This window comes from Chitinophaga sp. Ak27 (assembly GCF_012726295.1).
Lineage (GTDB): Bacteria > Bacteroidota > Bacteroidia > Chitinophagales > Chitinophagaceae > Chitinophaga.
Map to the genome: position 1 here is coordinate 1 of NZ_JABAOB010000001.1, position 17,495 is coordinate 17,495.

General features: G+C 45.7%; 10 protein-coding genes. 4 read left to right on the forward strand and 6 right to left on the reverse strand.

What is annotated here, in order from left to right:
* Positions 1-332: 332 nt before the first annotated feature.
* From HGH90_RS00005 to HGH90_RS00015, 3 genes are read left to right on the forward strand one after another with little or no spacing between them, the layout of a single operon-like run.
* Entirely contained in the window at positions 333-944 is a 612-nt protein-coding gene (locus tag HGH90_RS00005) for a class I SAM-dependent methyltransferase (RefSeq protein ID WP_168765463.1), read from the forward strand.
* A gap of 27 nt (positions 945-971) precedes the next feature.
* Positions 972-1,253, forward strand: a complete 282-nt coding sequence (locus HGH90_RS00010) for a hypothetical protein (RefSeq protein ID WP_168765464.1) — start codon at positions 972-974, stop codon at positions 1,251-1,253.
* A gap of 41 nt (positions 1,254-1,294) precedes the next feature.
* Complete coding sequence (locus HGH90_RS00015) at positions 1,295-2,032, forward strand: YoaK family protein (protein ID WP_168765465.1); 738 nt, start codon at positions 1,295-1,297, stop codon at positions 2,030-2,032.
* On the opposite strand, the gene HGH90_RS00020 is transcribed toward HGH90_RS00015, so the two are convergent.
* The 3 genes from HGH90_RS00020 to HGH90_RS00030 all read right to left on the reverse strand — a co-directional run bounded on the left by HGH90_RS00020 (position 2,029) and on the right by HGH90_RS00030 (position 5,145).
* Positions 2,029-2,442 (reverse strand): DUF983 domain-containing protein, encoded by a 414-nt coding sequence (locus HGH90_RS00020; protein WP_169190047.1) that lies wholly within the window; start codon positions 2,440-2,442, stop codon positions 2,029-2,031. The genes HGH90_RS00015 and HGH90_RS00020 overlap by 4 nt on opposite strands.
* 44 nt (positions 2,443-2,486) lie before the next feature.
* On the reverse strand, positions 2,487-2,891 hold the full coding sequence (locus HGH90_RS32185; protein ID WP_168765467.1) for a glycine cleavage system protein H: 405 nt from the start codon (positions 2,889-2,891) through the stop codon (positions 2,487-2,489).
* A gap of 160 nt (positions 2,892-3,051) precedes the next feature.
* Positions 3,052-5,145, reverse strand: a complete 2,094-nt coding sequence (locus HGH90_RS00030) for an alpha-L-fucosidase (protein WP_248276948.1) — start codon at positions 5,143-5,145, stop codon at positions 3,052-3,054.
* Positions 5,146-5,639: 494 nt separating this feature from the next.
* On the opposite strand from HGH90_RS00030, the gene HGH90_RS00035 reads away from it, so the two are divergent.
* Complete coding sequence (locus HGH90_RS00035; RefSeq protein WP_169190048.1) at positions 5,640-6,674, forward strand: helix-turn-helix domain-containing protein; 1,035 nt, start codon at positions 5,640-5,642, stop codon at positions 6,672-6,674.
* 37 nt (positions 6,675-6,711) lie between these two features.
* Here HGH90_RS00035 and HGH90_RS00040 read toward each other — a convergent pair whose 3' ends face one another.
* Genes HGH90_RS00040 through HGH90_RS00050 form a run of 3 tightly spaced genes read right to left on the reverse strand, consistent with a single transcriptional unit; the run spans position 6,712 to position 17,487 of the window.
* On the reverse strand, positions 6,712-8,607 hold the full coding sequence (locus HGH90_RS00040) for a hypothetical protein (protein WP_168765469.1): 1,896 nt from the start codon (positions 8,605-8,607) through the stop codon (positions 6,712-6,714).
* 50 nt (positions 8,608-8,657) lie between these two features.
* On the reverse strand, positions 8,658-9,188 hold the full coding sequence (locus HGH90_RS00045; protein ID WP_168765470.1) for a hypothetical protein: 531 nt from the start codon (positions 9,186-9,188) through the stop codon (positions 8,658-8,660).
* Between the two features lie 22 nt (positions 9,189-9,210).
* Entirely contained in the window at positions 9,211-17,487 is an 8,277-nt protein-coding gene (locus HGH90_RS00050) for a neuraminidase-like domain-containing protein (protein WP_169190049.1), read from the reverse strand.
* Positions 17,488-17,495: the final 8 nt, after the last annotated feature.

Below are 17,495 nucleotides of genomic sequence, written 5' to 3' on the forward strand. Positions count from 1 at the left end.
TTAGGCGTATATTGTTTAAATACCTGTTTAGTCTTAGTTTTGGCCATAGTAATTTCAATGTGGTAATTAAAATTACTAATCGGCCCTTTCTCTGCAAAGAAAAGGGCCGACCTTTTTGGTCAGCCCCAAAGCCCGCTATAAGTGAACATAATGAGTCAAAATTGACTTTTCTCAATTTTTCTATTGAAAAGTATCAATTAAAAGAGAAGAGATATAACCTAGCTTTGCTCCGCGTTTTTGTTGTGAAAGCTAGCTGCCTGATGAATTTCTGTCACCATTTGTAGCCACCTGACTTTTATTACTCACGCTAACATTCAGTTTACTCAAAATTTATGATCGAATCAACTTTAGACAATATGTTGCCGAAGCCCATTTGGTATGCAAATGACGCGGCGTTTGACTGGTTATATCCGGAGAGGATACAGCAATTATCAAAACGGCATTGGACACCGATGGAAGTTGCAAAAAAGTCCGCTAAATTCCTGTCCGCCGGAACAGGAAAAAAAATTCTGGATATTGGAAGTGGTGTTGGCAAGTTCTGCTTAATAGGAGGATATTTTTTTCCTGAAGCAACATTTTCGGGTGTAGAGCAACGAAAAGAACTGTTTAATTTCGCACAAGCCGCCAGGGAATTGACATGTACCGGAAATGTTGATTTCATCAATTGCAATTTCACACAGGTGGACTTTGACGAATATGACCATTTCTATTTTTACAATTCTTTTTTTGAAAACCTCGTTGATGAAGGTCAGATAGACCAACAAATAGAATACTCCGTCAGTTTATATAATTATTATGCCCGTTCTATGTTTAAATCTCTGGAGAATAAACCAAGCGGCACAAGACTGGTAACATTTCACAGCCTGGAAGATGAAGTCCCTCCCAGCTATCAATTAGTAGATGCTACAGTTGACTTCTTATTAAAAATGTGGATAAAGAGATAGATACAACTAATAATTAAAATCCAGGTAATGACAGCGGATAAGGATAGTTATTTATTATCAGTGACAGAAAAATTGAAATTAGCCCAAAATAATGAGCAGGTAGAGCGTATCATTTCAACGGCTATCAATGGTATTGAACATGCCGGATACCAGGGAATGCAAAAATCTTTCAGCTCGCAACTACAGCTCTGGATAGAGCGTTTGTCTCCCCTTGATTGGAATAGCACTCAATGGGCTTGTTTTCGCTATGCGCTGATTTACATAAAAAAGTCACCTTTTGTTGCAGAAAGTGCGAAGGCAGGCAACTAAATTCTTTCATCAGAACAATAAGATTACACACAAAACAACCGATGCTTCGTCATATAGGCAGGAAACGGAACTACCGACATAATTTACGATTAGCAGTGCTGCTATGCTTCACTGCGGGAATGGTAAATGCGGCCGGACTATTTGCGTTTTCTGTATTGACAACCAATGTAACCGGACATGCGGCGCTACTGGCACATAAACTGGCCACGGGCGATCTTAGATCGGCGCGCATGGTCGGTCTATGGCTGGTGCTTTTTCTTGCCGGTGCATTCTTTTCCAGCTTTTGCATCGGAAAATCAGGACAAAACAGGAGATTTGGTTATACCGTTCCCATCATAGCTGAAATTACAATCCTTGTGCTTGTAGGTAGCTTCGGGTATACTTTTGATCGCTCGATTATTAAAACGGAATATTTTGCGGGCAGCCTTCTTTTTGCGATGGGCATGCAAAACGCTTTGGTATCCACCATCTCAGGCAATGTGGTGAGAACTACGCACCTAACCGGTATGTTTACTGATTTAGGGATTGACCTTTACGCGCTGGTTTCAACATCACCTGAAAATAATGGCAGCATTCGAAAGAAAATTGTGCTACGGTTGGTAATCATATTTTTCTTTCTTGCCGGGTGTATTTTGGGAGGATATGTCTTTCTACACTTAAAATATTATACTTTTTTCATCCCTTCCGTTATACTTGTCGTTGCTATGTTTTACGATGCATTCCGCGTTCGATTTTCAAAAATGGTTCACCGGATCAAAATACGGGACAGGAAAAATTAGTGCTGATCTTCTGCTTCAGGATCATAACCTATATAAAAAGTCAGGTACAAAGTACGGGAAAGCCTCATCAACACAGGCATTGAGAGGGTAAGTATAATACCATTCACGATCAACCAATGGAAAATACTATTATCTCGCCACGTTATACCAAATATCAGCCAATACCAGGTTAAATTTAAAATGGAAAACATAACTGCCAACACATAACTTACATACCCTGTTCCGTACCAAAAGCCAATCTCGAGTTCTGTCCGCTGGCCACAAACCGGGCAATTATCCTGCATATCCAGTACTTTGTTTAAATTGTAGGGATTATCATTCTTAAATAGCTTCCCTGTTCTACAGCGGGGACATTTATTCTTTATAATACTTGAAATAAAACCGGATTTCTTCAAACTATGTCTTTTCATCTTCTTTTTATTATTACCTGGCTGGCAGTTCTTTTCAGAAATAATTAATGGGCTACCCTACCCCGAATTAGCTTTTGGTAACTTTCTGGTGATAAGAGAGGTTCCTGATTGTGAAATTTCAAGGGCGTTACAAAAAACACCCATCCTTTGTCTTGCGGGCTCTCCAGGATGAGGTTTAGATTTCCGGACAGCTGTTGGTTCTGCCCAAGATATTTACAGGAGATAGGAGCAAATATGGGAATGATTTCGTCGGAGGTATGGATTTCAGCCACCACGGTTCCCCGATTAATAATGCCTTTCGGACTGAACCACTTAACATTAACAATATTCTCAATATTCTTTAGTCTAAATGCAGAAATACCTACAAATCCGACTGATCCGTTGATATCGATCCACTCATGGTTAGGCGTAAAATTGATCCGCGGGCGGGAAACTGTTGATCTTCTCATGGCGCAAAGGTACCTTCGATATTGTTTGATTTAATTGATACTTTGCAATGTAAAAATTGAGAAAAGTCATTTTTGTGCTTCGTGGAGTATATGTATGTTATTTGAAGCCGGCCTAATGTAATAACCACAATTAAAGCGGCATGGCTAATCTAGATAACTATCATCTATCTTTAGTAATTACATCCATCTCAGCATATCCTGCGGTGCTTTTGCCGTAAATGTCGCTTAAAGCACGAAGTTTAATATATCGTGCGTTTATCGGTGAAAATACTCTTGTTTGCCACACTGGATTATTTTTTATATTCGGGAATTCACCTTCCTCTACCAGTTTCCATTCTGCATTATCATTCGAAACCAAAAATTGATATCGTGTAATTGCTCCTGAGGTATTTCCGGGATCTGGTAAATATCTAAATCCTGATAAGGTCTGGATGTCTTCCAGATCAATTAACAGGTCAACAGGCATTTTTCCGGTTTGACTTTGGTGCCATGCTGTAGCTGGATTTCCGTCGAAGATGAGACTTGCCTTTTCATCATTTGTCTCCAAAATTTTCCAATACTTTCTGGAAATGTCAAATTTTTCCGCTGACGCAGCGCTGCTTTTAGCGGAAGAAGGATCATATGCAAAAGCATTTATCTCTATTTTTCCTTCGGAGAGAAAAGGGCCACTGTATTTCTTCGATTTCGTTGTCGGCCGTGTACCATCTAAGGTATAATATATAGTCGAGGCAGCATCTGCCGGCTTAATAGTTACTTCTCCCACCTGGTTTCTGGTAATTACCGGCGCCGCCAGAATTTGTGGTGCATTATAAATGCCTATAGCAGAAATTACAGGAGCACCTTTTGAGCCAGTAATATTGAAACGAAATTTTGCCGCTTTTATCGCGGTGAAGCACAGGATACGTTTATATCCGATAGTCGTTGCTTTTGCCAGCTCCTTCCAATTACCATCAACAAGCGCTTCAATAGTGAAAGACTTTACTCGCTGCCCTAATGGTATATATTCCTGGGCCATAAAACGGTTAAAGATAGTTGGTTTATCGAACGTCAGTATTAATGTCGCACCGGTTACACTGTCGTCAGTTGCCCAATAAGTATCAGCTTTATTATCTGTTGCCATTGCCGGTCCAAATTGCATTGCATTTCCCCTGACATTAGAAGCAGTGGCTTTCGTGTTTGTAACAAGATTGACAGCAAATGCTTCTTTTACCGCTTCCGCCAGTGCAAGTGCGGCTTTTTCATCATTAGGGTGGATCAAGCCATTCGGCATAATCGGGAAGTTCAGCAATAAGGAACCATTACGTCCGATCGAATTATACCAGGTTTCCATTAGCTGCGGAACAGTTTTCACTTGTCCATCTTCGTGCGGATGATAAAACCATTCGGGCCTGATAGAAGTATTTACTTCTGCAGGCACCCAGGCATCACCTGTTTCCAGACCATAATGCAACATATTCCATGTAACTTCTCCTTTTGCATTCAGCAGACTCCAGTTCGTTTCGCCGACCAGGCCACCTTCTGTTCCTACCCAACGCAAGTCTCCTCTATCGCCTCCATCATTCCATATGACACAGTTTGGTTGTAGCTTTCGAATGAGCTTATAAGTATTTTGCCAGTCATAATAAGTAGTCCGGTCAATAGTACGTGTTTCGTTAGCGCCCCCATAATATCCGGACCCGCCATTAGCGCCATCAAACCAGACCTCAAAAATCGGCCCGTAGTTCGTAAGGAGCTCTGTTAGCTGATTTCTGAAATAGGTGATATACTCCGGTTTTCCATAATCAGGATGGTTTCTATCCCAAGGCGATAAATATATACCCAACTTCAGGCCATATTCCTTACAGGCATCCGCCATCTCCCGCACTACATCTCCTTTTCCATGCTTCCACGGCGCATTTTTTACGGAATATGCCGTATACTTGGATGGCCATAAGCAAAAACCACAATGGTGTTTTGCAGTTATAATAATCCCTTTCATACCTGCTTCTTTACAAATACGTGCCCATTGGCGACAATTGAGCTTTGCAGGATTAAATAATTTAACGTCTTCGTTACCAAATCCCCAGGATTGATCAGTATAAGTATTTAAGGAGAAATGTACAAAGGCGTAATACTTCATTTCCTGCCATCTGATCTGATTTGCCGTGGGCACCGGGCCAATAGGAGCTGGAGCCTTAACCTGGGCATAGGTAAAATATGCAGGGCATAGGAAAAAAATTACCCCACACAATAATAATCTCATTACTTTAACCATCTTATAATTGATTTTTTCCGCAGGCCACTTTCTTCAGGGCGCTGAGCTACTTATTTTAGTGACATGGAATTTTAGAGATAAACCTGTAACCCGACTAATAAAAGCAAAGGTAATTGGTAATTCAAACATACTGCTAAATACTCACCCAACCTTTGCCCATTTAGGACTTTTCCTTATACAAAACCGACTATTTGAGATTTGTTAACTGAAACAAGTCTGTATCTGACTTCAAAGCACCTCGATCATTTCTGTATTCACCATTGTGACAACCCTTCAACCAGGAAATCCAGCCTATGGCTTTATTATTGATGGGTACATATCATCTCCTATTTTACTGGTTTTAAATTTTTTGTCTTCATTTAATTGTTTTAAATTACCTGGTGCAGAAACGGGTACAGCGTCCCCGTTTAGCCCGATACCCTCAAATAATATTATCAAAGTAACCATTTTACCCAATTATTTTCTCACGGTAGTTTCATTGATGTTTTAGTGACATGGAAGAACGAATTTTTTCTTGCAAAATAGGAATTACTCCCTGTTGGATAGAAGCACTCAGCGTGGCGCTAATGGAGCGTACGCAAATGGGCTATACTGCCAGCGGTTATCGCATCATTAAATGCTGGGCACATCCATCGGTTGCAGAGGGTGTATCCTGTTACTTACAGCTGAATGAAAATATGGCAGTACGTTATGCTAACCTGCAATATCACTCCCCTGTTCACCTGAATATGCTCAATGATGACGGCTATTGTCTTTTACATTTCTCCCAACAGGAAAACCTTTACCTGCCTTCATCTCCGGGATTACTTCCTCCTTCCCTGACAAACACCGTTACCCTGATGAATTGTGCCCAGATGCAATCTGCCTATCCCGGGAATCCGGGTAAATCAGGCACCCGGCAGCATGGAATTTGTTTGATCATGAAGAAGAAATCCGCATTAAAAATGGGCGTCCGGCTGTTGAATAAGGCGACTTTATACCAGCTGTTTAATCCTCCTCTCCATGCCATATTTATGCAGAATAAGATGGATCCGCGGGCATGTAAAATCATTCGTGAGTTAGATCAGATCAATATCCGTCATGCGGCCTTCGGGCTGCATCTTACCGCTGCCTCCTATTCCCTGCTAGCGGGCTTCCAGGATATGCTGACGAACCAACCTCTGCTAACCACGCATAAAGTATATGGCGCCGACGAGCACGCCATTTATAGTACCGCTGCCTATATCACCGACAATATTGAAGCTGAATTTCCTGGCCTGGAGGAGCTGGCGATGAAAGCTAATATGTCTGTATCAAAATATAAATTACTCTTCGGTAAAATTTATGGCATTGCGCCCAAGCAACTCTTCATTGAAAAGCAACTCGAGCATGCGAAAAAGCTGCTGGAATCGGGCAAATATAAAGTAGTGGAGGTATGCCAGCAATTAGGTTATAGTAATCCGGGGTTCTTCTCCCACCAGTTCAGGAAAAAATTCGGCATCTCTCCCCGCGGTGTTTCTTGCTGTGACAATGAAAAACCGGGCAGTTAGAAAACTGACCCGGTTATAAAAACCCTCAATTATAGCATCATTTATTTCCTGGCGCCTTAAAAGAAGTAGACGCGTATTTAGGATCCATACCAGTACCAAGCGCCGACTTCAGGTTCTTCGCTGTCACTTTATAGGTGGTATCCGGTTTCAGTACATTTACGACCAGGTCTACCACAAAATCACGCTGCGGATTTCTCCTGGCGGTGACTACCTCCACAGTTGGATCAAACTCATAATTCTTTGGATCATCCGTTGTTGCTGGATCCAGGGCCAGGCTGAATGTCAGGGAAACATCTGTCAGACTGGTGGCATTGGCCAATTGTAATTCTATTTTCTTCGCTGGAGGGCCACCAGCACATTCAGGCAATCCGCCGCCGAATGGAGCGCTTTGAATGATGGTGGTGCGACAGGCAATAGATGGATCGTGTAATGGATCCAGCGGATTACCTCCTGCATTTTCCGGGTTAATGAGACTAAACATATATTCCCATTGGCTAATGGCTGCTGTGATGTATTGGAAGGCAGGCGTATTTATCCATAGTCTGGAACCTACGATACTAAAAGAATATCTGTCTGCCTGACCTACAGCTGAATAACCTTCCAGTACTTTAGGCTCTCCGCCATAGAAGCAACCTACCCCATGACCCATCGCCATGGCGATGCCTTCATAATTGAAACCTATCAGACGTGCCAGCCCTCCGGTCAATATCACTACTTTCTGACCATAGGCTTCAAATGCATACACCTGCGGCATCAGGTCAAACGGATCATAATAGAAAACGATATCTGGATAAGAGCCTTGCAGTTGGCGGCGGACGGTATCATAATTTATCTGCGCCATCGGATCTCCCAGGGAAATGAATTTTCCATTTTTCAGGATGTCTTCTGACTGAGCGGATGTCAATAGCCTTTGTGCTCCTACTGGAATAGGCGCAGATTGGCGGCGGTAGGTGGTGAACATTCCACCAGCGGTACGTTTTTTTCCACCATCGGGGCCAGTGGTAGCCTGGTGATTGAAATGGAAGAAGACATCAGATTTGACCACATGCTTCTTCATATTCCGATCATATTCAACAGTACCGATGCGAGGCAGGTTTTCGTAATTATCTACTTTCCTGTCACTGGGTAAGGAATCGAAATTCAGCTGGAATTCAAAGTCGCCTGCAACGACGCCCCCGGTGAGGATCAGGTGTCCATCGGGATTTTTATTCCATAATTCTCCCGCAGCGATGTGATGTACAGCGCCATTGTAGTTACCCATGCTCACAAATACTACCTCAACGTCATTCCCTTCTTTGTCTACCAGCTTATCTCCGGGTACCAGGCGACTGGAAGTCGTATATTTTCCGTTAGACAACAGGAAAGGCTGGTCCTGTGTGCAGATAAGATCTTTCGCCTGATCAGTACCGAAGCCGATGTAGACCATCATAGGCTGCGGGCCTTCTCCTGTTCCCATGCTTAACTTCACGAGGGAGTTGGACCATTTGGGTTTTACGCCGCCGTTCACCGACCCCGTCAAGACTTCCGCTCCAACAGGGATGGTGTAGATCTCCGCATACCCGTCAGGCACTGCCACCAGTGTTTCTTTGGCAAAACATGCGCAACAGCAATAGCACCAGTCCATTGTCCAGTTTGGGTCCTGCTGTATAAGTGCATTACACTGCTGGAAATAAGTGGAAGGGGGAAAATACTTCCACTCATTTTTGGGAGCGTTCTTGCAAACGGCGACACGGACCTGAAAATAAATGATACCCGCATCTACGCATTCCTGGTGATAATCGCCACCTACGCCGGTGAGTGTATCACAATGGTAAGGAAGGCTCAGGGTATCACAGGGAATACGTTGTGCATCGAGGATCTTTTGTTTACAGGTATTGGGATCGTAAGATGCTGCGATCACCGCCTTTTGGGGTTTTGCTTTAACTTCTGCCATAAAATAGGATTTTGTGTTATGGAATAATTTTTCCGGATTTATAGGGGGTATTAGCCCGGGATGGGCTCCTGCCAGCGATTAAAGCCTGGGCGTTGCGGATCTGGCTCAGGACAAGTATCTGTATTGCGACGTGCCTTTACGGATACTACACATCCGCATTTGCGGCATACCTTGCGCTCATCTACTTTGGCGCCCATCATTTTGTATAGCGCTCCTTGTTTGGGAGGAGGTACATTCAGGTCGGGGCAGGCATCGCAGGCGCTGAGCCGGCGCTCATAGGTTTCATTGGAAACGGTGGAGAAACCGGTAGCAGCCCAGCGTGCAAATGATTTAGCTGCATTAGAGATCAGCGTAGCGGTAGTTGGCACTACTCCATCTTCTGCTACTATCGCAGGAGGATTCTTAAGCAGCTGTTGCATGAACTCCGGGGCGTTTCTGCAGACCAGCAGATTATGTGCATACACAGGGTTTGCCAGGGCGGAAAGCAGTACCTGCGTTGTAACCGGTTCCTCCAGGCCAAGAATAGCGGCCATCTCTGTGCATTGTTCTTCCAGCGAGTGTGCGGTATTTACTTCTTTCATCTGAAAAAAAGATTATTATGTTCTAAAATACTTTTGCCTCATACAATACGATCACCTGCATGTCGATCAGTTTGGCGCCATCGATAAATCCGTCTTTCAGCAAAGACGCTATCTTTGGGTCATCCAGTGCAAATTCAAATCTCCACTGCGGCGGAATCGTTTTGGCATTCCAGGTGAGTCCTGTTATGTTGATCATGTCGTTGTTGATCGGCGGGGTTTGATCCGGCTGTGTACCCGCTTTGATCGTCAGGAAAGTAGCTCCATTAGGAATAGTGACACCCGGTCCAAGATTGAGCTGCACCATCACGGTCGTGTAGGTGGCTGTTTTAAAATAGCCAAGCTGCGCCAGGTCAAGATTCAATGTAAGCGCCTGTTTGGTGGTGTTACTATGGTCATTCAGGAAGGTAAACCATGCGCTGCTTTGGGTATTTGCGTCCACGTACATACCGCCATTCAGTGGCGCCTGGCCGAGGGCCTGTCTTACTTTTACGCCGAGTGAATTATCATTCACCGCCGTATAGTTCAGGGTGAGGATGACATCCGAAATCTGTTCAAAATTGAAACGATTTGTTTCCATCGGCATGGATAGATGCCAGCTGGATACCACGCCTGTTCCTTCAAAAGGCAGGTAACGTTCGTCATCAAAATTCAAGACGAACATGCCGGAATCATTCACTGCGGTAGACAATGCAATCATTTCATTAGCTCTCCAGTTCTGGCGTAGTCCTGTTGATGGCGGTGTAGCATCAATTCCGAGCAGGTATTTCACCGCATCGATGGACGGCGCAGTTACCACCGAGTTGCTTTTTTGTGTCAGCGTAGCCTTGATATTCTGATAAGGCCCCAGCACAGCAGGAATGGAAACACTAACGGAAGCGATCATACGCAGATATTGCCCCGGATAATCATAATCAAACAGGGATTCTTTCAAGTCAAAATCGCACTCTCCCTTTGTTTTGAGATCAAGCAGTGCCTGTGGCGCAATAGATGCCAGTGAGATGTTCTTCACGATTTCCAGATAACGTGTATTGCTGGTACGATAGCTGGTATTCATCCTGTTCAATGCCAGGCGCAATCCTTCACCGGCAGTCAGTCCTTTATAAAACGAATCCCAATAATCGAAGGAAAGGAAAGTAAGGCTACTGCCCAGTTCCAGCTGATAGGCCGCTTCCGCCTGACGAGCGGTTTGCATAGCCAATGTATAGGTCTGATAATACACGGCTGCGAGACGTCCCATCATCCATAGATAAAGGTCCTGATTGGTAAACTGTGTTCTTAAATATTTGTCGATGTCTTTGTTCTGCTGGATGGACTTTAGTTGTACGATCAGGTCTTGTTGTGCAGACGACAGCTGCATATTGGCGGCATCGATTTGTTGGGTGATGCTGTCGACATCTGCCTGTGCGATCTTCTTCTGTAATTTCCAGTCTTCCTTACGGCGTTCATAGCCTCCCATGGTAGCGGAATTCGAGGAGATATAGGTACTCACTTCTGCGCTGATTTCGAATACGCCGGAAGCGGCATTCAAGGCATTCCCCAGCTGCTCGCCACCATAGGTCATGGCAAATGGAGATCCTACCTGTGGCACCGCATAGCCAATAGAGGCCGATGTTTTGGTGATGCTTCCCAGAACATTGAATGCCATTGCAGCCGCGGCAGCATCCAGGCTGGTCTGCTCAAAAGAATTCAGCCCTCTGTCTATAACATCTGTGTAGAAGGTCAGCCGTTCTTTAGCGCTGCTTAGGTTACTATTGAGTGAGGCAATGGTATGCTCTAACTCAGTGATATGATCTTCTTTTATCTTGGTTGTCAGATCGAGTATTTGCCCCTCCTGGGTATTGCGAATCATTTCCAGCGCTGCTGCATCACTCTTTTCCAGTGCACTGAGTAGCGCGTTACCCAGATCAATCACAACGGAGCAAAGTGTATCTGCTGCGGAGATAGCGGATGAGAAGCGGTAGGGCGATAATTGCGCAGCCGGGTTAACGCTAATCTGCACGTTGTTACCGGCGGCCGCAGCTTTAACCAGGTCCAGTGGGTTCAGTGGCGGTTCAAACAATGCCAACGTACGGAACACACCCTGGATATTCAGAGAGTTATTGATCTTGTACATACGATCCTGTATTGTATCCCAACGCGCCATCAGCTCACTGTTTTCGGGCACGCAGAAGTATACATAGAGATCGTTGAAAGCATGACCCAGCATGGGTGTATCGGAACCGTTACCATTCACGAAATTCTCCAGGTCAATCAGAAACTGGGGAATCCCATTCGGATATTTCGCCAATATTTCGTTAAAGGTCAATACCACGTCGCTGCCGGGGCATTCACCTACCATCTCTGGTTTAGGGCCTAACAAATCATACGCATATACATAGAGCAGATAAGCCGCTGTAATGGTTTCCCAGGTATCCTGGGTGAAGAGCATGTCTGCCCATGCGATGAGATTATCAACATACTGTATGAAGACAGATTTCTCATATGCTCCTATGCGTAAACGCGCGATAGCAAATGGGTCGAATGGATGATCGTTATAAATCCTGATGGCAGGATTGCTGTCCGACAGCATCTCAGAAAGGGATTCCAGGGTATGATTCCGGAAAGGACGGAACTGCCAGAAGTGGCTGGCAGGCGCATTCAGCTGATTATTCAGCAAGATATTGCGCACCATGATGATCTGTTCATCGGTTAGCGATGGATCTGCTACTTTCAGGAATGCCAGGTCATCGCTCGCTTTAAAGTTTGGATTTACTTCTCCGGCGGCATTGAGTATAGGAGCCGGTGGTGTACCGATGTTATGGGATTTTAACGTGGTAACGATAATGGTACCCTGTTGCTCGGATATTTGCATATCCGATTCTCTGTAGATAAGATCAGGCGTCACGAACACCTCACCCACGGTGGGATTGAAGACATACTGCATCCAGGCCTGCGCTTCCGGGAAACGGTGATTAGTTGCGAGACCTTCGGCAATCAACATCGGTATAAAGAAAAATATTTCCCAGTAATATTGACCATACAATCCATCAAAATCCACTTGGGTGGCATCCAGTGCAGATGGCCAGTTGAGATTGGTGCGGGAGGGCGCAAAGCGGTCGAACGGCTGTACCGGTATCACCGGGATATCCTGCATCTTAAGGGTCAGTAAAGCATCCACCCCATTTACGAACAAAGCGCGATTTACTTTATTGATGGCCCCTGTGGACATTCTCGTTACATTAAAAATATAATCAGCCGGAGATGTTTTTGTTTTTGCGTCACCATCATTGATGTAAGTCAACGACAAGGCCATTGGGGCATGGGCCAGCACCTGATAGATAGTGGTAATTTGGCTTTGCGTGATGGTTCCTAACAGCAACAGATTACCCATGGCTATTCTTACAGCGGGGCCGGTAACATTTGCATTCACCACTCTCCCATTCGGATCGATGATACTGAATTTCTGTAGGTCCTGGTATACTTTTGCGGCTGCGTCTTTATTCATTTTCGGACCCACGAAATCTTCCATGAAGAGAAATGGTGCATTGATCAATGCATTAAAGATATACGGCACCTGTGCTTCAGTGATAGTACCCAGCGCCACCAGGTTAGCCAGCGCAAAATCCACCATCGCCTGTGTGATATTAGCGACTGGCCTGTTATTGACGATGAGGCTAAATTTCGCCAGCGCGTCAAACACTTTAGAAGAGGCATCCGCATCAATCGATCCAGGTGTAGTTCCCTGGTAATTCATGATACAGAAAGGCGCATAGATCAGCGGAGGCCCCACCGTCAGCCCACGGGCAAAATTGCTGAACATGGGCTGATTAGGGACCGTACGCTGAGGGCTAAGCAGGAATATTTCATCGCTGGCGTAAAAGAGGAATGAACCGGGCAGTCCTTCCACCGGGCATATCCTGGCCTGGGAGTCTGCCAACGCGCTGAAAAGCGGGGTTGCCGCCATATTGCTGAACAGTACCTGTAATACCGCAGGGAATTGGGCCGGGCCAAAATCATTGTAAACCGTCATCGGCTTTAGTACGGTGAAAAGGTCCAGGGTCAGCATCTTTGCAGGATCTATTGTATTATCACCCTTTATTACACCCGCAGTTTTCAGTGCAGCGAAAACGGAGGAGCTCTGCGCAGGAGATATGCCCACACTTATAAAAGCATCGCCGTCAAGGGTGGTGGCAGCGCTGGTCGTATTCAAACTCACGGTGCCTACAATATTGCGGTTATCGGTAACCGGTTGCCCGGTATGTGAGACCTGCATGACGTCACCGGAGCTTTGCATTTCGCCATGAATAAGGTACATGAGCGACTGGGTCACATAAGGGTCTGCCATCAGCCATTCGGTCCTCTTCATCAGCACGCCATCTTCCAGGCCTGCATTAAGCACATATACAGGCTGCAGGTTAACATTCCCGGAGAGCTCCCCTTTGACCATGCTGTTATGGTTTTCGGCGAGCCGGTGGAGATTTTCCCAAAAGGTGCCAGAATTAGGATCGTTGGAAGGAGGTGTTACCTGTGCATCCACCATCTTGCCGGTATTCTGCATACAAGGGCCATACATTACCACTAACCTTTCTGCTTCGGATTTATTGCCGGGTGGGATAACATAATTATCTGCCGTTACATTGAATGCGTATACTTTATTCCAATAAGGAGCGTCCATATTAAACAATCCTTCGAAGATACTTTCGTCCATCAGGTTCACTTTCCTGTTATCCTGAGCTTCAAAAAGTACTACTTCCTGATCTACCAGGGTTTGCGCTTGCACCCATACTCCTTCTACATTCAGGAAAGAATAGTATACCGACGCCGTATAGGTGATGCTGTTATCCGTCTGTACACTGCCATCCGTACCGGAAACAGCGGAAGCATTACTTCTTTTAATTTCATTCCAGAAGATAAATGGCCGGTTAAACGCATATACCAAAGAGCAGTTGGGAGAGTTTATACTGAGATCGATTTTCTCCCAGGGGGACCATGGCAGGCCTTCTTCCTGTGAGCAATAATAAAAAGTATAAGGGTCTGTCTTCGTTCTGGCTAGCAGGAAGGTGGTATCTACGCCTTCCACTACCGTGCTGTAAGCATCTACCGGCTTCAGTTCGGCTACTTCTTCAAAGCCATTCATGTAGTTCGTAAAGGCATTCGTCACATACGCCTTGGTAATATCCGATTGTTGCAGCGCCTGCACCAGTGTTGTAAACTGCGGCGTGGTATTGGTGCGCAAACTGGGGATCAGGTAGTTTTCGGGATATACAAAGATCTGCCTGTTCGCTTCCCATACCCGGTAATTCATCATCCATTCCCACCAAACTGGCTGTATTCTCGACATATCTGTCACACCTGGCTCTAATCTGAGGTGGCAGCGCTGCAGGTAAGTTTGTGCAGCATTCAGTGCTTCTTTGATATAGGAGATCTGGGTTTCGGCTCCCATCTCTACATCAATCAGTAAAAATTCATATACATTTCTGGGCGCAGTAATACCCGGATACTCCTCATTCAACAGCGCCATTACCAGCACCAACAGGGCATCGCGTACGGCCAGCATCATATCCCCGTTGATGCTGTTACTAACGGTATCCCAGCCGCTGCCATACCTCCCGGCAGTTTTCGCCAGCGTGTCTGCGGCCACCTGGAGATACTTGGTCCAGTTGCCGACAGTAGGCAGTGACATCGTGCTCACGAATGTTGACATAAACACCGTGTCCACTCCCAATGCGGTCATCAGATCAAAGCAGGATTGCAGGTCTTTCAGCTGTATGGTCAGCACAGATATATCTTTCAATGGCCCGTCCAGCAAAGATTTCACTTCCCTCGGGTTCCAGCCGGTGGCATCTTGCAGTGTCTGCAGGCGCGTTTCAATGGCCACGCCATCGGTGGATTGCTGAATATAGGCCAACAGCTTATTTTGCTGATCCCCATATAGTTTCATCATCTGCTGCACCAGATCTATCTCTTGTATCGCATTTAGGGAGATAATATCAAATTTGGACGTCAGCTCGTAGGCGGCTGGACATAAAGCTACATTGGCCATGGTGGCGGCAGTGGCACCCAATGTCTCTGAAAGTACCAGCCAGCGCGAAACGTAGGCCAGTACCTTATGTACATAATCGCTGTATTTGGGTGTTTTGCCATCTGTGTCGGCAGTCATAAATCCTTCCTCCCAGGTTGTAACGCCTGTAGGCAGTGCCACAGCGGCCACAGCCATCTGCATCACCGGAATAAGCATAGTTGTATCACTGCCAAAAAGAATAGCCACTTGCGCGGTGATGTCGGCACCCACTGCAGGCGAATCTGCGGGCACGCTTACCCAAAGGCTACGCAGCCATTCATCTACCAGGTCGGGAAGGTACATTGGGTTTACATATACGCTGCTAACTGCATTCATGATATAATCCAACTGATACACTGTGATACCAGTGAGTTCCATCCACGTGGATACTGCGATCATTTTGTTGATCTCATCGAGAGAGGGCGCTTTTATATCCACCAGTTTCATCAGGGAGACGAAAATCAGGTAGCGGGGCATCGTCAACTGCAATGCTTTGCTGAGGGTAACATGGCGGTATAACTGCGACAGTGTATCTACCGTTAATTGCTGCTGATTATTCCCATAGAGGGCTACTCCCAAAAGATTAGCATCTGTAAGCGCAATACCCAGACCTGGCAATACCCGGTTGATTGCCGCCAAATCGGCGCCAGTGCTGGAGTCTGGGGTCCAGGGCAATGGTGTATCTTTATATCCCGGATTAAGTGGATTTCCGGATGGATGATAAATATCTTTTTCTGCAACGGCGCCGGGTTTATTAAAAAGTTGATCGAACTGACTACCTAGCGCATTTTCACTGATGCCATATGTTTTGATAGGTCCCAGCAATGAGGTGATCTTTAGTATGTCCAATTCCAGCGACGTAGCCAGTTGCAATAGCTGATCCACACCGGTGAGGGCGGCATCGTCAATAACAGGCGAGCTTCCTTTCCTGATACAACGCAGCATCCAGTCGAGGTCCATCATCGCTTTGCCCGTAATCAGCGAAAGACGACGCAGCCTGTTGATGCTATCCAGCGGAGCAACATCCAGGTTGAGCAATTCCGCAGGTTTATCTTTTTCTTGTTTGATGGATACCCATTTACCCGCCAGTCCCTGGTTAATGAAAAAATTTACCTGAAGCCCTGCCTGCTGCTCTGCATCAGACAGATCCTGGTTTAGTATCAGCAGCAATTCTGCAAAATTGATCCACGTTTTAGCGATAAAGGTATCGGCGATATTGAGTACAGCAATATCTGTTACATTATAAAACGGGGCGACACCAGCGCTGGTCGTCGCCGGCGTAATAAGAATGCTCTGGGCTTCCGGGGAGATGCCCAGATTGCGGGGGGCGCTGATATTTGCAGGGGCCATCCATGCTCTGAGCACTGCTCCAAAAGTAACATCGGCCTTCTGAAACAGGATCTGTGTGGTACTCATGGGTGAATTGAAAGGCAGCTGCATAGGGTATTTGATGGTAGTGGCTACCTGTTCGAATACCGCATCGGGTGAACTGAGGTTCAGCTTCGCTTGTATATAGGCCACCAATCGTTCTATCACGATCTGAATAAAGGGTATCAGGGTGTTGGTATTGCCGCAGGTAAGCTCAATTTCACCGATATCAGGTCTTCGGGTAGCGAAATACAGCGATGGTGGTATGGTATCTTTATTGGGCTCATACACGTATTCCTGAATGATGCGTAACAAGTCCGTGAGATATGCTGCGGGTCCGAAGATGGAGCGGCATTCCGGGCATCCGCAGAAATCGAGCGTTCCGAACATTTCCTGGTAACTGGGCAGGTCCTGGAACTCTTCGGCAATGGCGGCACTGACGTTGTTCAGCGGTGATTTGCGGTAAAAGGGTGATACCACGCTACCTCGGAGGCTCGCCCAAAGATGCATGGATTTATTTCGTATCCCCGTTGCCGTTTTATGCATCTGCAGGGCATCGGTGCGACTCAGCTTCAGTTTTTTTGCATGATTCGCCATAAAATCGTTGCGCGGGATACGGGCAATATGGTTAGCAGAATTGAGCCCCATGGCCATCAACTGCTCCTGCGTTTTAACATTTCGGGTAAGATGTCCCAATCTATGCTGCGTTTTCAGCAATTCCACTGTTTCAGACATCTCTCCCGCAGGCACACCGTTTTTTTTCAAATGGGTTTTCAATTGATGGACGCCTTCTCTTCTTCCCAGATTATATTGGCTGATATCAACGTCGGGATGCTGTTTATAGAATGCAGACAGGCTGGGGGATTTAATGCTATTTGTTTTCTTTGCCATGGCAAATG

Coding starts and splice junctions, on each gene's coding strand:
- HGH90_RS00005 (WP_168765463.1), top strand. CDS start 333: ATGATCGAATCAACTTTAGACAATATGTTGCCGAAGCCCATTTGGTAT.
- HGH90_RS00010 (WP_168765464.1), top strand. CDS start 972: ATGACAGCGGATAAGGATAGTTATTTATTATCAGTGACAGAAAAATTG.
- HGH90_RS00015 (WP_168765465.1), top strand. CDS start 1,295: ATGCTTCGTCATATAGGCAGGAAACGGAACTACCGACATAATTTACGA.
- HGH90_RS00020 (WP_169190047.1), bottom strand. CDS start 2,442: ATGAAAAGACATAGTTTGAAGAAATCCGGTTTTATTTCAAGTATTATA.
- HGH90_RS32185 (WP_168765467.1), bottom strand. CDS start 2,891: ATGAGAAGATCAACAGTTTCCCGCCCGCGGATCAATTTTACGCCTAAC.
- HGH90_RS00030 (WP_248276948.1), bottom strand. CDS start 5,145: ATGGTTAAAGTAATGAGATTATTATTGTGTGGGGTAATTTTTTTCCTA.
- HGH90_RS00035 (WP_169190048.1), top strand. CDS start 5,640: ATGGAAGAACGAATTTTTTCTTGCAAAATAGGAATTACTCCCTGTTGG.
- HGH90_RS00040 (WP_168765469.1), bottom strand. CDS start 8,607: ATGGCAGAAGTTAAAGCAAAACCCCAAAAGGCGGTGATCGCAGCATCT.
- HGH90_RS00045 (WP_168765470.1), bottom strand. CDS start 9,188: ATGAAAGAAGTAAATACCGCACACTCGCTGGAAGAACAATGCACAGAG.
- HGH90_RS00050 (WP_169190049.1), bottom strand. CDS start 17,487: ATGGCAAAGAAAACAAATAGCATTAAATCCCCCAGCCTGTCTGCATTC.